We start from the raw sequence: 20,773 nt of genomic DNA, 5'->3' as shown, positions 1-20,773 counted from the left end.
ACACTGAGCGGCACGCCGAGAATCCAGAGAAGAACGGGCATTGGTTGAACCTCTTGTTCGTTGGTCTGTCGCTTTAACGTGCAGCACGGAGGGTCGGTTCCGGTGCCCTCACGAAAGAGGCGGCCCTGAGGCCGCCTCTCCCGATCTTCCCGATTGTCGTCGGCGGTGTCAGTTGCCGCGCGAGATCAGAGGCGTGATCCGCCGCACGGCAACGCGTCTGTTCTGCCGCTCCGCCGCCTGCGTGTTGATCTTGAGATAGTGCTCGCCATAGCCCTGTGTGGCGATGTTCTCGGGAGGGACGCCGAATTCGTCGGTGAGGATGATGGCGACGGTCTCCGCGCGCCGGTCCGAGAGGCTGAGGTTGTCTTCGTCCGAGCCGACCGCATCGGTGTGTCCCTCGACCAGAAACATCTCGTTCGGATTGCGGTCGATAACCCGGTTCATCGCGTCCGCGATGCGCTCCAGCGCCGGATACTGATTGGGCGCGACGCCCCACGCGCCGAAATCGAAGTTGATGACGTCGAGATCGATCCGCCGCATCCGGGCGCGGAGGTTCGGCGAGCGGCGCACCTCCTCAAGTGAATACGTGCGTTCGAGCCGTTCTACGGGCGGCGCGGAGAGTGCGTCGTAGACGTCTTCGTCGCTCGCGTCTTCGTAATCGAGGACATAGGAGCGGCGTGGAATTCCGACCCGCGGCGGAGGAAGATCGACGATGGCGTCGGTGAACGAGCCGCCGCGGTGGCGCCGGTAGTAATCGCGGTTGTCGAACAGGATGACTTCGCGGCCTTCGCGATCACGCCGATAACGCCGCAGCGGCCGGCCGCGGTCGTCGTTCTCGGTGAAGATCTCGACGCCGCCCGGCCGCGCGCTGATGGTGACGTCGAGACCGTCGCGCTTTTCGCGGCGCTGCTGGCCGCCGAGGCGGCGGAAGCGTTCGCCTTCGTCCGCGCGGATGATGGATCGGCCGCCTTCGCGCACGATCACGCGGTTGTCCGGCTCCTCGATCACGACGCGCTTGCCGCCGTCTTCGGAGCGCTCTTTGCGTTCCTCCCGAAGCTCCTTGAGGTCCTTTACTTCCGATGGAGCTGGACCGGCTTCCGGCGCGCGGCCTTCTCGCGGCCCGCCCTCACGGTCGCGGCGCGGGCGCGTGCCGTCTTTGGGAGCGGCTTTTGGAGCCGCCTCCGGTGCCTGTGGGGACTGAGGCTGCGGAGGTGTCACAGCCGGAGGAGGCTCGTCCGCCTTGGGCGGCGGAGCGGCGTCCGGCGCGGGTGCCGGTGGTGCGTCTGGAGAAGGCGCCGGTGTGTCTTGCGCAGGCGGTGGCTCGTCGACAGGAGGCGTTTCGGGTGCCGCCTCGGGCTCGGGTGCCGGCGGTGGAGGTGCGGTTTCTGGCTCCGGGGACGGCGGCGGAGCAGCGGGCTCCGGCATCGGCTCGGGTTCGGCTGGCGGTGCCGGCGGCGGAGGTTGGCTTTCGACGGGGGGAGCCGGGCTCCTCGGGCGCGGGCGCGGGCGGCGCGTCGGGAGCGTCAGCGCCGGTTTCGGGAATATCGGCGCCGTCTTCCCGCCCGAGTTCGCCAAGATCGGCCGGTCCTTCGTCGGCGGTCGGCTGATCGGCTTGTTCGTCTTCAGGCGCGGCCTGCGCGAGCTGCATGTGAGGTGACGCGGCGAACACTGAGACGGAGGTGGCGCCCAGCAGGATGGCGGCCAAGGCAAGCGAGGAAAGATTGGAGGCGTATGTCACGCGATGTTTCTCCGGATCGAGAGACGGTGAAGCGCACTTGGCGCATCAACCGCAACGCACGCCAGCCGAGTTTGGCTCCCACGCGTGAGAGGCCAAACGATGACGGAGGGGCGTGTCTCCGGAGAGCGATCGGGCTGGGCAACGAAATCGAACGAAGCCGCGGCCGGTAGAAAGCGATCAGGCGTCGCGGCCGCGTGTGCGCTTTTTGGTTGGCTTCCCGGCGACGGGAGTTTTATCGCGCGCGAGCAGGAGGCCTTGGTTTTCGAGTCGCCGCCGCCGATGGGCTTCGAGGCGCGCGCGCTTGAGCAGGATCGCGTCGTAGTTGGGATGGCTCGGGTCGAGTGCGGTCGGCGCGGACGGGCGCGAAACGTCGGGCTTGCTGTTCTTCATGGGATCCTGAGACGTGCCTGAAGCAGGGTGATTGGGAATAATGTAACCTTGTTATAGGGAAATTTTCCCGATTCAAAACCCCTAAAACGGCGCCGTTTCTCAGCTAGCGATGGGCCGTGCGGTGCAATATTATTAAAAACAATGAGTTAGATCGATCTGGAATTCAGGCCCCCCAATGGCCACACACGGACCCGTGGTCAGCGCTACGATAACGCCCGCCGCCAAGACCGAGCCTTCCGATGGGGAGTGAGATGACTTTTGCGCTGGCCTTTCTCGCGCTCTTCATCGAGGCGCTTGCGGGCTATCCGGAAAAGCTTGTGGCGCGGATCGGCCACCCCGTGGGCTGGATGAGCGCGCTGGTTCGGCGTGCGGCCGCCGCTTGGAACGAGCGCTCTCTCTCGCTCTCTCAGCGCCGTTTGAGAGGCGTTCTTGCGCTCGCGACCGTTCTGCTGGTGGGCACATCCTGCGTTCTTTTGCTCGATCGGACCCTGGATCTTCTCCTGCCTGTGGCGGTGGCGCTGATCGCAAAAGCTATCCTTGCGAGCACGCTGATTGCGGGCCGCAGCCTCGACGAGCGCGTCTCGGCCGTTGCCGACGCTCTGGATGAGCGCGGGGTCAACGCGGGACGAACGGCGCTTGCGCCGATCGTCGAGCGCGATACGGCCGCGCTGGATGAAGCCGGCGTGTCTCGCGCCGCCATCGAAAGCCTTGCAGGAGGTTTTTCCGAAGGCGTCGTCGCGCCGCTGATGTGGCTTGCGATCTTGGGGTTGCCAGGCTGTGCCCTTTACAAGACCGTGAGCACGGCGGGGAGCATGTCCTCTCAATCGCCGGATACCGATGGACGGGGAGCCTATGGCTGGGCCGCGGTGCGCCTGGACGAGGCCGTGAACATGCCGTCGGCGCGTCTCTCCGCCCTTTGGCTCGCCGCGGCCGCCCGGATCATGCCCGGCGCGGATTGGCGGAGTGCGCTCATGTCCGCCGTCCGCGACGGGCCGCGCCATCGCGAGCGCAACGCCGGTTGGCCGGAAGCCGCGATGGCCGGAGCGCTGGGACTGACGCTTGCGGGGCCGACCGACGTCGGAGGCAGGCGGATCGATAATTCTTGGATGGGATCGGGCCGGCGCGCCTTGACGGCAGCCGATATTCATCGCGCGCTCCGCCTTTATCGGATTGCCTATGTGGTTCAGGCGGCGGCGATTGGGCTCATTGCCCTGATCCTCCTGATCGTTTTCTAAAGACACGTTTTTCGTTTGAATTGCCGTGCCGCAAGGACTTAGCTCACGCGTGCGTGCGCTTGATCCCGCCCCGCAGCCCATCCGATCCGACCGTCTCCGAGCGCCCATGCCGTTTTCTTCCGACATCTTCCCGCCGTTCCCCGAAATGGCGCCTGGCGAGGTCTGGCTCGTGGGCGCGGGACCGGGAGACCCGCGCCTTCTGACCGTCATGGCCGTTCACGCGTTGCGCCAAGCCAACACGATCGTGCACGACGCCCTCGTCGATCCGCGCATTTTGCGTCTCGCGGCTGGAGACGCGGAGATCCATTTCGCCGGCAAACGTGGCGGACGGCCGTCGTCGCAGCAGCGCGACATCAACGAGCTGATCGTCGCCGAGGCGAAGAAGGGGCGGCGTGTGCTGCGTCTCAAGGGCGGCGATCCGTTCGTGTTCGGCCGGGGAGGCGAGGAGGCCCGCGCTCTGGTGCAGGCAGGCATCCCCTATCGCGTGGTGCCGGGTCTCACGGCCGGGCTGGCCGCGCCCGCGCTGGCGGGCATTCCGGCCACGAGCCGAGACACCAACCACGCTGTCATCCTTGCGGCTGGCCATCGGGCGGCCGGCGACGAAGGCGCGGCGGATTGGGAGGCTCTGGCAGCCACGGGTCAGCCGATTGTGCTCTACATGGCATTGGCGCAACTGCCGGAGATTGTCGCAGCGTTCGAACGTGGCGGCCTTTCCGCGGACACCCCGGCAACGATCATTTCGAACGCGACCGGCGGCGAGGAGCGTATTCTCGAAACACGTCTCAGTCGGCTCGTATCGGATGCGAAGGTGAGCGGGATAGAGCCGCCCGCGGTGATCGTCGTCGGGGCGAACGCAGCCTTGCGCGCGACCCTCGCCCCCGGCATGGTCCGCCTATGAAGGGAAGGCCGAGAGACAAGTCGGATGGGCGCGGAACGGCAGTCCGCTCCGCATGCCGCCTCGTAAAATCTGCTCTGCGATGGACGTACGTGCATATCTGCCGGGCCGCGTGACGCGATGGCGGATCGCAGCGACGCCGCATCGCCGCCCGTCTTCGCTTCGGAATTTTCCGATCGGTTCCGCGACCTCGTGCTCTGGCGTCGCGATGTGCGGCGTTTCCGCACCGATGCTTTGCCCGAAGGCGCCGTGGAGCGCCTGATCGAACTCGCCTGCCGCGCGCCGTCGGTCGGAAATTGCCAGCCCTGGCGGTTCGTTTTTGTCGAAACGGCTGAGCGCCGCGACGTGGTGAAATCTGCCTTTAAGCGTGCGAACGAGCGCGCGCTTGCGGGCTATGAAGGCGAACGGCATGCGCTCTATGCCAGCCTGAAACTGGAAGGACTGGGTTGCGCCCCTGTGCAACTCGCTGTCTTCGCTGACGAGGCGACGGACCGCGGCGCGGGTCTTGGTCGCCAGACCATGCCGGAGACGCTGCATTATTCGGTGGTGGGCGCCGTCCACACCCTGTGGCTCGCGGCTCGCGCCCAGGGCATCGGCGTCGGCTGGGTCTCGATCCTCGATCCCCAAGAGGTCACGCGCGCCCTGGACGTCCCCGAGGCCTGGAAGCTCGTGGCCTACCTCTGCCTCGGCTGGCCGGTGGAAGAGCACCTGGACCCCGAACTGGAGCGCGCGGGCTGGGAGCGCCGCACCGAGGCGGCGGGCCTGGTGGTGCGCCGCTGAGCCGCTCGCACGCGCGTCGTCTGGTGCTTGCCGGCCGCCGCCGACGGCGCTAAGCACGAAAGAGCAACCGACCAAAAGAACGAGCGAGGTCATCCGTGACGGCACGCATCTACAAGCCGGCCAAGACCGCCATGCAGTCTGGCCTGGCCCGAACCAAAGTTTGGGTTCTCGAACATGAGCCGGCGACACCGCGCAAGATCGACCCGCTGATGGGTTGGACGAGCTCCGCCGATACGCGCGCGCAGGTCCGGCTGTCCTTCGACACGAAGGAAGAGGCGATTGCCTACGCCGAGCGGAACGGGATCCCCTATCGTCTCGAAGAGCCCAATCCGCGGGGCCTCATCCGCAAGTCCTACGCCGACAACTTCAAGTTCGGGCGTCTGGGCGCCTGGACTCACTGAGCGGCCGCAGGGAGATTTGAGACACGGCTCGGGGTGTGCGCCGGCGCATCTCTTTGATATAGAAGGGCCACATCGAGGCGCTCGCCGCGCATTCCGGCGTCGGCGAACGCTCCTTAGAAAGCACGATCCCGTAGCTCAGTCGGATAGAGCATCTGCCTTCTAAGCAGAGGGTCGCTGGTTCGAATCCAGCCGGGATCGCCACGCCATTTCGGGGCTATTGATTTCGCAGGAAAAATCTGCCGAAAGTCCCCACTCCGCGCCACCGACCCGGTTGCGTCGACCGGCGGCGCGTCGGGCAGCACGTGAGGTCGTCGGAGCATTAAATTCGCCATTTTTACGGCTGAAGCTTTCGCATTGCTGTTGAATTGCGATTGAGGAAGCCCCGATTTGTTTCCCGCGCCCCATTTTGCGGCTGCTGCTGCGGCAGCCTTTTTGCTGATCGCAGATGTAGCGAAGGCGGAGACCCAAAGTCCATCCGGACGTTGCGAGGATGCCGCGGCCGGGCTTGCGGTCCTGTCCTCGCCAGTCGCCCCCTGGCGCGGTGCGCCGCTGCGCGTCGTCTTCGCGACGGAGGAGCGGATCGAGGGCGAGCTTTCGCTGATCACGCCTGGCGGGAAGGTCGCCGTCACATCGCGCGAGCGGTACGGCGGGCCGCCGTATTTCTGGGTCGCCGAGGTCGCCTCGCCAGCCGCAGGGACGTGGCAGGCGAAACTCGCGCGCGGCGGAACATCGTCGGAATGCGGCCCGCTCACGCGCGAGATTTCCGTGCAGCGCAATCGGCCGGCGGCCTCGCGGGCGACGGCAAAGAGTGTCTGGCCCGTGCGGGATTCGTGGACCCGTGAAAACGAGAACCTCTATTCTGCATGGATCGAGAAGCTCTTCGATGCACCGCTCGAGGAGACGCTGTCGTGGAAGGCGCTGCATGAGGTGTTGCATGACCGGTCGCGCAATATCCTGTTCAATCATCTGGGCTTGCGCGAGGACGAGCAGAAGCACGTTATTCGGCCGGATTGCGCCGACCTTCCCTATTTCCTGCGTGCGTATTTCGCGTTCAAGATGGGGCTGCCGTTCGGGTACGCGAAGTGTACGCGCGGTGGCGGCGGCAAGCCGCCACGATGCCATGCGTGGTGGAACATTCAAAACGAGGAGCCTCCCCCCGAGCCGCCCGCGCCCGAGGCGAAGCCCGCGTCGGCCGATCTGTTCGGGTTGTTCGCGCCCGCGCCGCCCCCAGCCAAGCCTGCGCCGCGCACGCAACGCCCGCCGGGGCTCGTGCCGGGATTTGGATTCTATCTGCGGACAACCGTTGCCAACGGCGTCCATTCCGGATCCGGGCGGACGGCGGCGGACGACAACAACACGGACTACTATCCTGTGCCGCTGACGCAGGAATCTCTGCGCCCGGGGACCATCTACGCCGATCCATACGGACACATTCTGGTGCTCGCCAAGCGCATGCCGCAGTCGGACGGCGCGGCGGGGATACTGCTTGCCATCGATGCCCAGCCCGACGGGACGGTGGCGCGTAAGCGCTTCTGGCGGGGCAATTTCCTGTTCGCGCAAGATCCCGCGCTCGGAGGCCCGGGGTTCAAGCGCTTCCGGCCCGTCGTGCGCGAGAAGGGCGCGCTCAGGCGGCTGAGCAATGCTCAGATCGCGAAGCATCCTGAGTACGGCGATTTTTCGCTTGAGCAATCCGAGATCGCGGTCGAGGACTTCTATGATCGCATGGATGACGTGATCTCGCCCGCGCCGCTCGATCCGATGCGCGCGATGAAGGAGGCGATCGCGGCACTTGATGAGCAGGTGAACGCCCGCGTGACATCGGTCGAGAACGGCCGACAGTTCCAGGTGGGCGGCGGTCGCGACGTGGCCATGCCGGACGGCGCGTCGATCTTCGAGACGACCGGGCCGTGGGAGGATTTCGCGACGCCCTCGCGCGACCTGCGCCTGCTGATTGCGATCGATGTGGTGCGCGGGTTTCCGGACCGCGTCGCGCGCCGGCCCGAGCGGTACGCAATGCCGGAGGGGAAGAGCGTCGCCGACGTCAAGGCCGACCTGGAGAGCACGCTCGCGTCGGAGCTTTCCGCGCGCAAGTTCGCCTATACGCGGAGCGATGGCTCGGAGTGGACGCTCACGGTGAGCGACGTGGTAGAGCGCGTGGCGGATCTGGAGATGGCCTACAATCTGAACGATTGCGTTGAGCTGCGTTGGGGCGCGCCGGACGGTAGCGCGGAAGCCTCGACGTGCAAGCTGCAAGCGTCGTCGGCACAGCGCGCGAAGATGACGGAGTACCGCGCCTGGTTCAGCGAGCGTCGCCGGCCCCCGCGCGGCTAGACCATGATCGCTTCAGGCCCTATCAGCCTGAAGCGTGAATCATCGGTCTAACTCAAGAGACCATGATCGCTTCAGGCTCTATCAGCCTGAAGCGTGAATCATCGGTCTAACTCAAGAGACCATGATCGATTCAGGCTCTATCAGCCTGAAAAGCGTGGCCGACAGCCCTCAAGACATTCAGCACCATCGGCGCAAGCGTCCGGAACGTCCCGCGGGCGAAGGCGTTGTGACTTCCACCGCTCAACCTCCGGAGTATTGCCTATGGACACGCTCGAAAAGCTCTTTGAAGCGACATTGAGAGACGTCTACTACGCTGAAAAAGCGATCTTAAAGAACCTGCCGAAAATGGCGAAGAAGGCGAGTTCCTCGCGGCTTGCGGCGGCTTTCGAGGAGCACATCGAACAGACGGAAGGCCAAGTCGAGCGTCTGGAACGAATTTTTGAAATGGTCGGCAAGGCGGCGCGCGGCAAGCGCTGCCCTGCAATCGACGGCCTCGCCGAGGAAGCCGGGGAAATCATCGAGGAGGCAGAAGACGACACCGTCCGCGATGCCGGGATGCTGAGCGCGGCTCAGGCCGTCGAGCATTACGAGATCGCTCGCTATGGCACCTTGGCGGCCTGGGCCGACAAACTCGGAATGTCGGACGCGGGAGACCTTCTGAGAGAGACGCTCGAAGAAGAAAAGCAGACCGACGCCAAACTGTCGAAGCTTGCAGAGTCCGAGATCAATGCGCGCGCCGGACAGGGCGGCGAAGCGCCCAAGGGCAAAGCGTCTTCGAAGAAGAAGAGCACGGGCAACCGCCACGCCTCAGCCTAAACCCAGACCATGATCGCTTCGGACCCTATCAGTCCGAAGCGTGAATCATCGGTCTAACTCAAGTGACCATGATCGCTTTGGACCCTATCAGTCCGAAGCGTGAATCATCGGTCTAGCTCAAGAGACCATGATCGCTTCAGGCCCTACCAGCCTGAAGCGTGAATCATCGGTCTGACGAAAGTGGCCATGATCGCTTTGGACCCTAGCTGCTCCGATCGCCGCGCCGCCTACCCGGCGCGGCGTGAATCGGCAGCGCGGAGAAAGTCCGAAGCGTGAATCATCGGTCGCATCAAAGATATAGAGCGTCCGATCCGATGAAACGGATCGGAAAACGCCCTAGGCGGTCGATAGCAGCCTCGGAGAAATCGATCTCCGGGGCGAGACAGTTTCACGCGGCGCGTTCGAGCCTGCAACTTCGCAACCGTGACGATTGTCGGCGTCCGCCGCCTCGATAGAATTTCGGATGACCTTGCCTCCCATCGAGAAAGGATGACGGCTGCAACGGCCGCCTTGCCTGACGCGCACACTGTCGATTAACTACGTCTCAGCACACGCATCGTCGAAGAGCCGGCGCGTGTGTACGCTCATTCGTATCACAGATGACAATTCCCGGTGGGGCGGGAGCCGCGACAGAGGACGCAGGCAGGGATGACCAAAAGCGCATCCTCTTCCAAGCCTGTCCCGATCGATCTCGCGCTCCAGGGCGGGGGATCGCATGGCGCGTTCACCTGGGGCGTTCTGGACCGCCTCCTCGAAGACACCCGTTTCAAGATCGACGGCATATCCGGCACGTCCGCAGGCGCGATGAACGCTGCCGTTCTGGCAGACGGGTATGCGGCAGGCGGTGCGGAAGGCGCGCGTGAGGCATTGGCGGCTTTCTGGCGCGGCATTTCGGACGCGGCGCGCTTCAGTCCGTTCCAGCGCGGCCCGCTAGACAGGGTGCTCGGCAAATGGACACTCGACAACTCGCCGGTGTTCATCGGAATGGATCTGCTGTCGCGGCTGTTCTCGCCCTACGATCTCAATCCGGGCAACGCCAATCCGCTGCGCGACATTCTGAGCGAGATGATCGATTTCGAGCGTCTGCGCTCGTCTCCGATCCGCCTGTTCATCACCGCAACCAACGTGCGCACTGGGCGTGGACGCGTGTTTCGCAATGCGGACATTACGCCGGACGTGCTCTTGGCTTCCGCCTGCCTGCCGACGCTGTTCCAGGCCATCGAGATTGATGGCGAATCCTATTGGGACGGCGGCTATTCCGGCAATCCGACCATGACGCCCTTGGTGCGCGAACTGGATTCCGACGACACCATCCTCATTCCGATCAACCCCGTCGAACGTCCCGGCACGCCGAGCAGCGCGCGCGACATCCTGAATCGCCTCAACGAAGTGTCGTTCAACGCCGTGCTTCTCAAGGAGCTGCGCATGATCGCCCTGCTGCGCAAGGTGGTCGATGCTGGCAACAGCGAGGGTGCGCGCTGGGCCCGAATGCGGATCCACCTCGTGCGAAACGGTCTGATGAGCGAACTCGGCTACTCGTCCAAGCTCAATGCTGAGTGGGACTTCATCTCGTGGCTGCACAGCGAGGGGCGCAAGGCGGCGGACGAGTTCCTGACCCGGGACGGCAAGCACATCGGCAAGCGCTCCACCGTTGACCTCGACGTCTTGTTGGAGGGAGTCTGATCCATGGGTCTGCTCGGTATCCTCGTCGGTCTCTTCTTGATGATCGGGCTTGCCTATCGGGGATGGAGCATCCTCCTCCTCGCGCCCGTCGCCGCGTTGGTCGCGGCCGCCTTTGCGGCCGAACCGCTTCTCGCGCACTGGACGCAGACGTTCATGACGAGTGCCGCGGGCTTCTTCGCGCAGTTCTTCCCGTTGTTTCTTCTTGGGGCGCTGTTCGGAAAGCTCATGGACGACAGCGGTTCGGTTGCCACGATCGCGGACTTCATGACCGAGAAACTCGGCCCGAAACGTGCGGTCCTCGCCGTCGTCCTGGCGGGCGCGCTCGTGACCTATGGCGGCGTCAGCCTGTTCGTTGCGTTCTTCGTGCTGGCCCCGATGGCGGTTGCCCTGTTCCGTGCCGCCAACGTGCCGCGCCGTCTCATGCCCGCCGCCATCGCGCTCGGCACGTCCACCTTCACGATGTCGGCGCTGCCGGGAACGCCGTCGATCCAGAACGCGATCCCGATGCCGTTCTTCGGCACGACACCGTTCGCGGCGCCGGGTCTGGGCTTGATCGCGTCGCTGATCATGCTCGGCTTCGGCATGTGGTGGCTGAAAGGCGCGGAGGAGCGCGCCAAACGTGCGGGCGAGGGTTTCGGGGAAGATCCGCCGAAAGTCGATGCGACCCCCGCCGACGATCTTCTGGTCCGCGAACTCGGCACCGTGGCCCGCGAGTTCGACCCCGCCGAGCTGTCGCGCGGCCAGCCAAGTCCGACGCGTCCGCCGATTGCGCTCGCGATGCTGCCGCTCGGCATCGTCATAGCCGTCAACCTCGTAATGTCTCAGTTCGTCCTTCCCAGCCTCGACGTGTCCTTCCTCGCCGAAGAACGCTGGGGCGAGACGACACTCGCCGGTGTCGGCGGTGTGTGGTCGGTCGTGACGGCGCTTGTGGCCGCCATCGTGGCGGTCATCTCCATCAACCATCGCCGCCTGCCGGCGTTGCGCGACACCATGGACGCTGGCGCTAACGCGTCTGTTCTGCCGGCCGTCAGCGTCGCGAGCCTCGTCGGTTTCGGCGCGGTCGTGGCTGCGTTGCCCGCATTCGCTGCCGTTCGCGACGCACTGCTCGCGATGGAGGGAGGTCCGCTGGTCTCGCTCGCCGTTGCGACGAACGTCCTGGCGGCGCTGACGGGTTCGGCATCGGGTGGCATGACCATCGCGCTCGATGCGCTGGGCGAGGTTTACAAGGCGATGGCGCTCGATGCCGGCATCGACCCCGCCCTCATGCATCGCGTGGCTGTGATCAGCTCCGGCACGCTCGATAGCCTCCCGCACAACGGCGCCGTGGTCACGCTGCTCGCCGTCTGCGGTGCAAGTCATCGCGAAAGCTATTTCGATATCGTGATGGTCGCGATCGTAGGCGCCCTCATCGCGCTCGTCGCGGTGATCGGCATCGGGTCCGTGGCCGGTGCATTCTGAGGCAAGGGAGGGTTGCGGTCATGATGGCGAGCGTCCGGACGCGACGGGTACGATGCGGATGGCCCAAGCTCGGTATTTCCATGGCTGCAGTCCCCCTGCTGCTGGCAGGTTGCGGAGCCGAACCCGAAGCGGCGACGCCGGAGCCGCGACCCGTTCGCGCCGTGACGGTCGAGAAGCGGGAAGCGGGAACGCCGATCACGCTGACCGGACGCATCGAGGCCGATGACGAGGCGATCCTCGGTTTCCGCATCGCCGGCCGGGTGCTGGAGAACAGCGTGAGCCGCGGCCAGCGCGTCGTTGCGGGCCAGGTTTTGGTTCGCCTCGAATCCCAGAACGAGATGAATGCGCTGCGTGTCGCCCAAGCCGGTCTCGCGACAGCGCAGGCACAACTCACACAGGCAAGAAATCACTACGAGCGCCAGGAAACCCTCATCGGACAAGGCTGGACCACGCGCGCCATCTACGACCAGGCGGAGAAGGCGCGCCGCACGGCCGAGCAGGCGGTGGAAGCGGCGGAAGCGGAACTCAAGGCCGCGCACGATCTCGTGGGCTTCACCGAACTGAAAGCGGATGCGCCGGGCACGGTCACGGATGCGGGGCCGGGCGCAGGTGAGGTCGTCCAGGCCGGTCAGGCCATCGTACGCCTCGCGCGCAAGGATGGCCGCGATGCGGTTTTCGACGTCCCCGCAAACGTGTTGCGCACGGTGCCGGGCGATCCGGAGATCTCGGTGTTTCTCACGGAAGCCCCGACGGTCACCGCGATGGGTCGCGTCCGCGAGGTCGCGCCCCAGGCGGACCCGGTGATGCGAACCTTCGAAGTCAAGGTTGGGCTCACCGATCCGCCCGAAGCCATGCGTCTCGGAGCGACGGTGACAGGGCGCGTAACGATGGCCTCCGGCGCGATCATCGAGATCCCGGCCTCGGCGCTGACGAGAAGCGAGCAGCAGCCAGCGGTCTGGATTGTCGATCCCGAGACGCGCACGGTGTCGATGCGCAACGTCGACGTGCTCCGCTTCGAGCCCGCAACGGTCACGATCTCGCAGGGGCTCGACACCGGTGAGGTGGTCGTCACTGCTGGCGTGCAGGCGCTTCATCCCGGACAGGAGGTCCGTCTCCTCGGATCGTCGCCATGAGGTTCAATCTCTCCGAATGGGCCCTCCGGCATCGCTCGGTCGTCGTCTATTTCATGATCATCGCCGTGCTGGCAGGCCTTGCCGCCTATAATCGCCTTGGCCGCAGCGAAGACCCGACGTTCGTCATCAAGACCATGGTCGTGCAGGCGGCCTGGCCGGGCGCTTCGATCGAGGACACGCTGCGCCAGGTGACGGAGCGATTGGAGCGCAAGCTGCAAGAGACCCCGAAGCTCGATTTTCTCCGCAGCTACACGACCGCCGGCGTCACGACCATTTTCGTCAACCTCGAAGGCGACACGACGGCGCCGGAGGTGGCCGACATCTGGTACCACGTACGCAACAGCGTGGGCGATATCCGCCATACCCTTCCCGCGGGCATTGTGGGCCCCGGATTCAACGACGATTTCGGCGATACCTTCGGCATCATCTACGGTTTCACGGCCGACGGCTTCACCCATCGGGAATTGCGCGACTATGTGGACGCCGTGCGCTCGCGCCTCCTGCAGGTGCCGGACGTGTCCAAGATCGAGGTCCTCGGCGCCCAGGACGAAAAGATCTTCGTCGAGTTTTCGATCAAGGAGCTGGCGAGCCTCGGCATCGACCGCGCCGCGCTTCTGGCAGCCCTTCACGCCCAGAACGTGGTGCAGCCCGCCGGAACGATTCAAACCGGCGACGAGCGCCTGTCGGTGCGCGTGTCTGGCGGCTTTGAATCCGAGCGCGATCTCCGGGAACTCAACTTTGCGGTGGGGGGCCGCCTGCTGCGCCTCGCCGACATCGCGGAGGTGAGGCGAGGGTACGCCGATCCGCCGCAACCGTTCTTTCGCGTCGACGGTGCGCCCGCCATAGGTCTGGCCATCGCCATGCGGGACGGCGGCGACATTCTCGCACTCGGCAAGGCCGTCAAGGCGGCCATGGCAGAGCTGACGGCCAATCTTCCGATCGGCATCGAACCGATGCTCGTGGCGGATCAGGCCGTGACCGTCGAGGGGGCGATTTCGGAATTTATGACGTCGCTGTGGCAGGCGGTCGCCATCATCCTGGCCGTGAGTTTCATCAGCCTCGGCGTACGGCCGGGCCTCGTCATCGCGCTCTCGATCCCGCTGACGCTCGCTGTCGTATTTTCGATCATGGATCTTTCGGGCATCGACATGCAGCGCATCTCGCTCGGAGCGCTCATCATAGCGCTCGCGCTGCTCGTGGACGACGCCATGACGACGACCGACGCGATGCTGAGCCGATTAGCTGAGGGCGACGGCAAGGTCGAGGCGGCAACGTTCGCGTTCCGCACGTATGCGTTCGCGATGTTGGCCGGCACGTTGGTGACTATTGCGGGCTTTGTGCCGGTCGGCTTCGCGGCCAGCTCAGCAGGCGAGTACACCTTCTCGCTGTTCGCCGTGGTGGCTATTGCGCTTGTCGTATCGTGGTTTGTCGCGGTTCTCTTTGCGCCCTTGATGGGCGTCGCCATTCTGAAGGTGCCGGAAAAGAAAGCAGGAGAGGATGAGAAACCCGGCTTCGTTTTCCGGACCTACCGCAATCTTCTGACGTCGGCGATGCGGGCCAGGTGGCTGACCGTCGGCGGCACCGTCGGCCTGTTTGTCGTGGCGCTGCTCGCCATGTCACTCATCCCGCGCCAGTTTTTCCCTTCCTCCGATCGGCCGGAGCTGATGGTCGACCTCGGGCTGCCGCAGAACGCGTCGATCTACGCGAGCGACAGCGTGGCGCGCCGGTTCGATGCGGCGCTGAAGGACGATCCCGACGTCGCGCGCTGGAGCACCTACGTCGGCCGCGGCGCCATCCGTTTCTACCTGCCGCTCGACGTGCAGCTTCCGAACGAATTCTTTTCGCAGGCAGTCATCGTGGCGAAGGATGTCGCGGCCCGCAAACGCTTGCAGGAAAAGCTTGAGCGCCTCCTTGCCGACGAGTTTCCCGGTCTCGTGAGCCGCGTCGCGCCGTTGGAACTCGGTCCGCCGGTCGGATGGCCCGTGCAGTATCGCGTTAGCGGACCCGACATCGGCATTATCCGCGAAATATCGCTTAAGCTCGCCGCCATCGTCGCATCCAATCCGGACGCGGCAAGCGTGAACTACGACTGGATCGAGCCGACGCGGCAAGTCCGCATCCGCGTGGACCAGAATGAGGCCCGTCTTCTGGGGCTCAGTTCCGAGGCGCTGGCCGGCGTGCTCAACACCGTGATCAGCGGTCGCCCCGTGACGCAAGTGCGCGACGACATCTATCTCGTCGATGTCATCGCGCGGGCGCGGGAGGAGCAGCGGGTGTCGCTCGCAACCCTGCGCCACCTGCAGGTGCCGCTGCCCGGCGGACGCACGGTGCCGCTCGGTCAGTTCGCGACGTTCGAATACGAGCAGGATCAACCGCTGGTGTGGCGCCGCGACCGCGTGCCGACGCTGACCGTGCAGGCGGACGTCAAGCCTGGCGTGCTTCCGGACACCGTCGTGAGCGCACTCGCACCCGGCATAGATGCGCTCGCCGGCACGTTGCCCAAGGGGTATCGGATAGCCGTCGGAGGAACCGTCGAGGAAAGTGCGAAGTCGCAGGCCTCCGTGATGGCCGTCGTGCCGGTGATGCTGCTGCTGATGTTCACGATTTTGATGCTGCAACTCCAAAGTTTCCAACGGCTCGCGCTCGTGCTCACCGTCGGGCCGCTGGGATTGATCGGTGTGGTGGCCGCGCTCCTCGTCTCGGGGCGGCCGCTCGGCTTCGTCGCCATCCTCGGCATTCTTGCGCTCCTCGGCATGATCACGAAAAATGCGGTGATCCTGATCGGGCAGATCGAGGCTGAGCGCGCTGCTGGCAAAGACGTGTGGCAGGCGGCCGTGGACGCAAGCAGCGCCCGCTTCCGCCCGATCATGCTGACGGCGATCTCGACCGTGCTCGGCATGATCCCCATCGCGCCGACCGTCTTCTGGGGACCGATGGCGTTCGCGATCATGGGCGGTCTTCTGGTGGCGACGATCCTGACGCTGGTCTTTCTGCCGACGCTCTACGTGGCATGGTTCGGCGGCAAGGAGCCCGAGGCCGCGCCCGCCGATCCCGCCACGGTGCCGGCGTAACGCACGAGGGGAAAAACATGGCGATCTGGGATCTTCGGAAGGGCGACGCGGACGACGATCGGATGAGCCCCGGCGGTCGCGGCATGCGCGCGATTGTGATGTCGGCATTGTTCGAGTTCAACGTCGTGCAGGCCGCACTCGCATTCGTTGCGCTGGTGCTTCTGCCGGCATTCCTCGTTGGGCTCGTTCCCTCGTTGCTCCAAACATACGGCACGCTCGTGATGACGTCCGTGCGGCAGCTTTGGTCCGAGCCGCTTTGGGCGGGTCTCGTCATCGCGGCCTTGGCGCTCGTCGCGTACAAATGGGGGCGGATGCGCTATGCGTCGGCCGCGCGCAGCCTCTGGAAGCTCCACTACACCCTGGTGTTCCCGATCTTCGTTCTGGTGCGGGAGGCGGTGAAGATCGCGGGCGAAAGGTGGCTTGGTCCCCATGCCACCCTCGCTGACCTGATGGCGCGCCGCAGGTTGGGAACCATCGTGTCGGGAGGTCTGTTCGCGGGCCTCTCTCTCGCCATCGCCACGACGCTCATTCTGACGACGGGGATCGTGAGCGTCTCGCTCGCGACGGCAAGTCCGCGGATGATCGTCAGGGCCGCTGTGATCGACGGCCTCATGGTGCTTGCGTTCTCGACTGTTGTCGCCAGTCTCTACTGGACGTGGCGCGAGTTGAGCGTGCCGCCTCCGGAACTTGCGAAGGACAAGGCGCACGTGCCGGAATCGCAAGGTGTCCTGCGTGTCGCGCACCTGTCCGACCTGCATCTCGTCGGGAGCCGCCACGACTTCCGGATGGAGCCTGGAACGCGCGGGCCGCAGGGAAACGCGCGCTGGCAGGCGACGGCCGCGCACCTTGCGGAAATGGACCGGACGGCGCCGTTTGACGTGATCCTGATCACGGGAGACGTGACGGACACCGGCGCGCGTGCCGAATGGGTGGAGTTTCTCGAACAGATCGACGCGAACGCTGCGCTCCGCGAGCGGGTCCTGATCCTGCCCGGAAATCACGACGTCAACATCTGCGACCGATGGAATGCCGGACGTTTGGAAATGCCATGGAGCGCCGGGCTCGCCTTGCGCAAGCTCCGCTTCATCGTGGCGGCCGATCAGGTTCAAGGCGAGCGCGTACGCCTCGTATGCTCCCGCACCGGCGAGCTGAAACAAACCCTCCGCGAGGCATTGCGCGACGGAGAAAGACTGCACCGGCTGCAGGCGCTCGCACGAGATGGAAACGTCCGCGGACGCTGGCTGGTCTCTCAGCTTTGGCGCGATCTGTTCCCCATGGTGGTGCCGCCCGGCACCGGCGGCCGGCCCGGCGTGATCCTGCTCAACTCATGCACGGATAGCCACATGGCGCTGACCAATGGCATAGGGGCCATCGAGCCGCGGCAACTTCAGGCGCTGGAGCGCCTGTTAGAACGGCATGGTGAGGCCAGGTGGTTGCTCGCGCTCCATCACCAGGTCATCGAGTACGCCGCGTTCGGCATCCCCCTCAAGGAGAGGTTCGGGCTTTCTCTGATCAATGCCCCCGATCTGCTCGCGTCGATCGGCGCGCGCGCGCGTCAGGCCGTCGTGCTGCACGGTCACCGCCACCGGAACTGGGTCGGAATGTGCGGCGCGCTGCAACTTTGCTCCGTGCCCTCATCGACCCTGGGAGCGCATGACACGAAGTACGGACCCGGGCTTTTCCACCTGCATGAGATGGCCTGGGGCGAAACAGGCCGCATCTGGGTGACGGCGACGGAGACCGTCGTCGTGCCCGATGCCGAGGCCACCGCCTACCCTGAAGACACATCCGAGGCATGATGGCGGGCGGAGGAGGTGAACACGGGCGTCGCGGGCTCCGGGGCGTCTCGCGTAATGGGCAGCACGAAAGGTGTCCGCGAGGGTGTCTGGTTGGCGTCGAGGGCGCATCCGTAGGTGTGTGAAAGAAGATCGTCGCGAACGATCTCGTCTGGCGCCCCATGCGCAATCAGGCGGCCTTCGCGCATCAGCGCCAGGGTGTCGCAGTATCCGGCAGCAAGATTGATGTCGTGCAAAACGGCAAGCACGGCCGCCCCTTCGGTCGCCGCCTCGCGCAGCGCCCCGAGCACGCGGCGTTGGTGTCCGATGTCGAGGTTTGAGGTCGGCTCGTCGACGAGCAGGAGCAACGTTTCGCCAGGGCTCGGAGGTGCCGTCGCGAGCTGGCACATGGCGCGTGCGATATGGACGCGCTGGCGCTCGCCTCCGGAGAGATCCGTATAGGCTCGCGCAGCGAGATGAGCGAGCCCGACCCGGTCGAGCGCCCATTCCGCGGCGCGGCTGTGATCGTCCGAAAGCCCAAACCCCGGAACGGAGGCGCCGAGCGTCACCACTTCGAGCGCGGAGAACGAGAACGTGAGCTGTGACGACTGGGGCACGACGGCGCGGCGGCGGGCGAGAAGTGCGGGATGAGCTTGGGCGAGCGGTACGCCGTCGAATAGAATTCGCCCCGCGGTCGGCCTGAGTTCGCCGGTCGCGAGTTTCAAGAACGTGGATTTGCCCGCGCCGTTCGGTCCCAGAATGCCGACCATGCGTCCCGCAGGAATTGCGAGGCTGACATCGTCCACGAGCCGCTTGCCGGAGATTTCGAAACGTAAGCCGCAAGCCTCGATGGCCGGAGATTTCACGTTAGCCATGCGCACCCCTCCGCAAGACGAGATGGAGGAAGAAGGGCGCGCCGATCAGTGCCGTTATAATGCCGAGCGGAAGCTCCGCAGGCGCGACGGCGACGCGCGCCACCATGTCGGCCGCCACAGCCAGCGTGCCGCCGAGGAGTGCGCTTGCCGGAAGCAGGAAGCGATGGTCCGGCCCTGCGACGAGGCGAATGATGTGCGGCGTCACGATGCCGATAAAGCCGACGATGCCTGCAACCGCGACGGCTGCGCCCACAGCGCCTGCGGTGACGAACACGATCAGCATCTTGGCGCGCTGCACGTTAACGCCGAGGTGATAGGCCTCGGCCTCGCCGAGCAGCAGTCCGTTGAGGTCCCGGATCAGTCGGGGCAGAAGAAGCGCCAGAACGAGGGCGAACGGCAGCGTGCCGATCACCTTGCTCCAACTCGCGCCCGCGAGGCTTCCGAGTGTCCAGAGCGTGAGATCGCGCAGCGCACGGTCGTCTGAGAGGTAAGCGACGACCCCCATGAGCGCCGAGGCCAGCGCCGCGAGCGCCACGCCCGCAAGCAAAAGCGTGCCGGTTGAAATTACTCGTCGCCCGTTGGTGAGGCCGACAAGCAGGGCCGTCGCGCCAAGCCCGCCGACGAACGCCGCGACCGGAAGAGCATGCACCCCGAGCGCGGCTTTGATCGCTGGCAGATACGCATCTCCGAATGCGATCATGGCCACCGCGAACAGCGCGGCGCCGGAGGAGACGCCGATCAGTCCGGGATCCGCAAGTGGGTTACGGAACATGCCTTGCATGATCGCGCCCGAAACGGCGAGCGCCGCCCCCACATACATGGCAAGCAGCGTTCTCGGCAGCCGGATGTCCAGCAGCACGAGGGCCTCGTGCCCGCCCGTCCCCGCCGAATATCCCGTGACCTCGGCGATCACCTGGGGGAGGGAGAGAAGAGTGATACCGCTCGGTCCCACGGAGAGCGAAAGAAACGCCGTGAGCAGGAAAGCCATCCCAAGCACGATGAGGCCGCGGGACCTCGTCCGGTCACGCGCGGAGCGGGTGTGTGTGCGGAGGTCCTCCGCTGGTGTCGGTTTCAGCATCCGTCAGTTGATCCGGCGCGTGGGTACGAGGTCGGGGTAAAGGATATGCATCAGGTCATGAGCGGCTTGTGGTGCGCGCGGACCGAACTGCAGCATCAGGCTGCCGTCGAATTCGATGATGCGTCCGTCTTTGACGGCCGGCGTGTTGGCAAGCCCGGTAATGGCGGCGATTTCCGTCGCGATCGGACCACTGGCTTCGGCCGTGCGGTGGCCGGGCGCGGCTTTCATGACGATGATCGCGTCCGGCGCAAGCGCGAGTGCGGCTTCGCCCGAAAGCGGCTTGTATCCGTCGAACGAGTTCACGACGTTTTCGGCGCCCGCAAGCGCGAGCATCGCATCGGCCGCTGTGTTCCGGCCGCCCGCCAACGCGCGCCCGCTCTGCACTGAGAGGAGAAACAGCGCCTTGATCGGTTTCGCGATCGTCTTACGCGCATCCGCCGCGGCCTCGAACTCGGTGCGAATACGCTGAGCCAGTGTTTCCCCGGCCTCTTCCTTTCCTACGATTGCTGCGACTTGCTTCACCTTTTCGGCGACGCCTTCGGGTGTGTCGGGACCGTCTATCGTGATGAAAGGCGTCGACGATGCCTTGAGCGCCGCGACGACTTCGGGCGGACCGGCTTTGTCTGTGGCGAGAATGAGCGTCGGCCGAACGGCGAGAACGCCCTCGGATGAGAGGGCGCGCATGTATCCGACGCTCTTCTTCTCGGAAGGAATTTGCGGAGGAAACACGCTCGTCGTGTCGATGGCGACCACGTTATCGCCGAGCCCAAGCTCGTAAAGAATCTCCGTCACGTCGCCGCCGACCGACACGATGCGGGAGGTGTCGCGCGCGGACATCTCTGCGCTATGAGACGGTGCGGACACCGATACCGAGGCGAGGAGCAGGAAAGCTGCACGTGCGAGCGCGCAAGCGGTGGGCCTTGGCCGAACGAACATTGCGATCATCCTTTTTGTCATGCGGAGCAGGGCCGCGGCAGATTGCGATCAATCTGCAACACCCATGGAAATCGTGATCCGCCAATATTGACGAAAATAATCAGGAAATATACGGATAGCAAGTCGGACGCGGATCGGGAGGCCCGTGCCCTGGCGTTCGGGTTGATCGGTCCGAAGG

At 65.2% G+C, this 20,773-nt stretch carries 17 protein-coding genes and 1 tRNA gene; 13 read left to right on the top strand and 5 right to left on the bottom strand.

Features of this window, described 5'->3' with window-relative positions; all coding sequences use genetic code 11:
- Positions 1 to 168: 168 nt before the first annotated feature.
- The gene (locus W911_RS12630) at positions 169 to 1,218 is read right to left on the bottom strand and encodes an OmpA family protein (protein WP_158412866.1); all 1,050 of its coding nucleotides are present in this window, start codon (positions 1,216 to 1,218) and stop codon (positions 169 to 171) included.
- A 22-nt stretch (positions 1,219 to 1,240) separates the two neighbouring features.
- On the opposite strand from W911_RS12630, the gene W911_RS18375 reads away from it, so the two are divergent.
- Positions 1,241 to 1,657 carry a hypothetical protein gene (locus W911_RS18375; protein ID WP_158412865.1) on the top strand — a complete coding sequence of 139 codons (417 nt, stop codon included), beginning with the start codon at positions 1,241 to 1,243 and terminating at the stop codon, positions 1,655 to 1,657.
- 258 nt (positions 1,658 to 1,915) lie between these two features.
- On the opposite strand, the gene W911_RS12620 is transcribed toward W911_RS18375, so the two are convergent.
- A complete protein-coding gene (locus W911_RS12620; RefSeq protein WP_023787937.1) occupies positions 1,916 to 2,128 on the bottom strand; it encodes a hypothetical protein in 213 nt (70 codons plus the stop codon).
- 251 nt (positions 2,129 to 2,379) lie between these two features.
- Between W911_RS12620 and W911_RS12615 the strand changes: the two genes are divergently transcribed.
- From W911_RS12615 to W911_RS12560, 12 genes are all read left to right on the top strand, one after another.
- Positions 2,380 to 3,363 carry a cobalamin biosynthesis protein CobD/CbiB gene (locus W911_RS12615; RefSeq protein WP_023787936.1) on the top strand — a complete coding sequence of 328 codons (984 nt, stop codon included), beginning with the start codon at positions 2,380 to 2,382 and terminating at the stop codon, positions 3,361 to 3,363.
- Positions 3,364 to 3,469: 106 nt separating this feature from the next.
- The gene (gene cobA / locus W911_RS12610) at positions 3,470 to 4,261 is read left to right on the top strand and encodes a uroporphyrinogen-III C-methyltransferase (RefSeq protein WP_023787935.1); all 792 of its coding nucleotides are present in this window, start codon (positions 3,470 to 3,472) and stop codon (positions 4,259 to 4,261) included.
- Positions 4,262 to 4,378: 117 nt separating this feature from the next.
- Positions 4,379 to 5,038, top strand: a complete 660-nt coding sequence (gene bluB, locus W911_RS12605; RefSeq protein ID WP_023787934.1) for a 5,6-dimethylbenzimidazole synthase — start codon at positions 4,379 to 4,381, stop codon at positions 5,036 to 5,038.
- Positions 5,039 to 5,133: 95 nt separating this feature from the next.
- On the top strand, positions 5,134 to 5,439 hold the full coding sequence (locus tag W911_RS12600; protein WP_023787933.1) for an ETC complex I subunit: 306 nt from the start codon (positions 5,134 to 5,136) through the stop codon (positions 5,437 to 5,439).
- Between the two features lie 124 nt (positions 5,440 to 5,563).
- A tRNA-Arg gene (locus W911_RS12595) sits at positions 5,564 to 5,640 on the top strand.
- A gap of 186 nt (positions 5,641 to 5,826) precedes the next feature.
- Positions 5,827 to 7,770: a hypothetical protein gene (locus W911_RS12590; protein WP_023787932.1), complete on the top strand. Its 1,944-nt coding sequence runs from the start codon at positions 5,827 to 5,829 to the stop codon at positions 7,768 to 7,770.
- 261 nt (positions 7,771 to 8,031) lie between these two features.
- Complete coding sequence (locus tag W911_RS12585; RefSeq protein WP_023787931.1) at positions 8,032 to 8,586, top strand: YciE/YciF ferroxidase family protein; 555 nt, start codon at positions 8,032 to 8,034, stop codon at positions 8,584 to 8,586.
- A 648-nt stretch (positions 8,587 to 9,234) separates the two neighbouring features.
- Positions 9,235 to 10,269 carry a patatin-like phospholipase family protein gene (locus W911_RS12580; protein WP_023787930.1) on the top strand — a complete coding sequence of 345 codons (1,035 nt, stop codon included), beginning with the start codon at positions 9,235 to 9,237 and terminating at the stop codon, positions 10,267 to 10,269.
- 3 nt (positions 10,270 to 10,272) lie between these two features.
- Positions 10,273 to 11,727 carry a GntP family permease gene (locus tag W911_RS12575; RefSeq protein ID WP_023787929.1) on the top strand — a complete coding sequence of 485 codons (1,455 nt, stop codon included), beginning with the start codon at positions 10,273 to 10,275 and terminating at the stop codon, positions 11,725 to 11,727.
- A gap of 80 nt (positions 11,728 to 11,807) precedes the next feature.
- Positions 11,808 to 12,860 (top strand): efflux RND transporter periplasmic adaptor subunit, encoded by a 1,053-nt coding sequence (locus W911_RS12570; protein WP_023787928.1) that lies wholly within the window; start codon positions 11,808 to 11,810, stop codon positions 12,858 to 12,860.
- Positions 12,857 to 15,931 (top strand): efflux RND transporter permease subunit, encoded by a 3,075-nt coding sequence (locus tag W911_RS12565; protein ID WP_023787927.1) that lies wholly within the window; start codon positions 12,857 to 12,859, stop codon positions 15,929 to 15,931. The genes W911_RS12570 and W911_RS12565 overlap by 4 nt, the downstream gene beginning before the upstream one ends.
- Before the next feature lie 17 nt (positions 15,932 to 15,948).
- A complete protein-coding gene (locus W911_RS12560; RefSeq protein ID WP_023787926.1) occupies positions 15,949 to 17,730 on the top strand; it encodes a metallophosphoesterase family protein in 1,782 nt (593 codons plus the stop codon).
- On the opposite strand, the gene W911_RS12555 is transcribed toward W911_RS12560, so the two are convergent.
- Genes W911_RS12555 through W911_RS12545 form a run of 3 tightly spaced genes read right to left on the bottom strand, consistent with a single transcriptional unit; the run spans position 17,703 to position 20,595 of the window.
- Positions 17,703 to 18,581 carry a heme ABC transporter ATP-binding protein gene (locus tag W911_RS12555; RefSeq protein ID WP_023787925.1) on the bottom strand — a complete coding sequence of 293 codons (879 nt, stop codon included), beginning with the start codon at positions 18,579 to 18,581 and terminating at the stop codon, positions 17,703 to 17,705. The two genes, W911_RS12560 and W911_RS12555, sit on opposite strands and share 28 nt — an antisense overlap.
- The gene (locus W911_RS12550) at positions 18,574 to 19,659 is read right to left on the bottom strand and encodes a FecCD family ABC transporter permease (RefSeq protein ID WP_041316539.1); all 1,086 of its coding nucleotides are present in this window, start codon (positions 19,657 to 19,659) and stop codon (positions 18,574 to 18,576) included. The genes W911_RS12555 and W911_RS12550 overlap by 8 nt, the downstream gene beginning before the upstream one ends.
- Positions 19,660 to 19,662: 3 nt before the next feature.
- Positions 19,663 to 20,595: a heme/hemin ABC transporter substrate-binding protein gene (locus W911_RS12545; protein WP_041318665.1), complete on the bottom strand. Its 933-nt coding sequence runs from the start codon at positions 20,593 to 20,595 to the stop codon at positions 19,663 to 19,665.
- Positions 20,596 to 20,773: the final 178 nt, after the last annotated feature.

It is taken from the genome of Hyphomicrobium nitrativorans NL23, from assembly GCF_000503895.1.
GTDB classification, from domain to species: domain Bacteria; phylum Pseudomonadota; class Alphaproteobacteria; order Rhizobiales; family Hyphomicrobiaceae; genus Hyphomicrobium_C; species Hyphomicrobium_C nitrativorans.
Note: the sequence above shows the minus strand (reverse complement) of the source record. Positions and strands in the feature narration are given on the sequence as shown.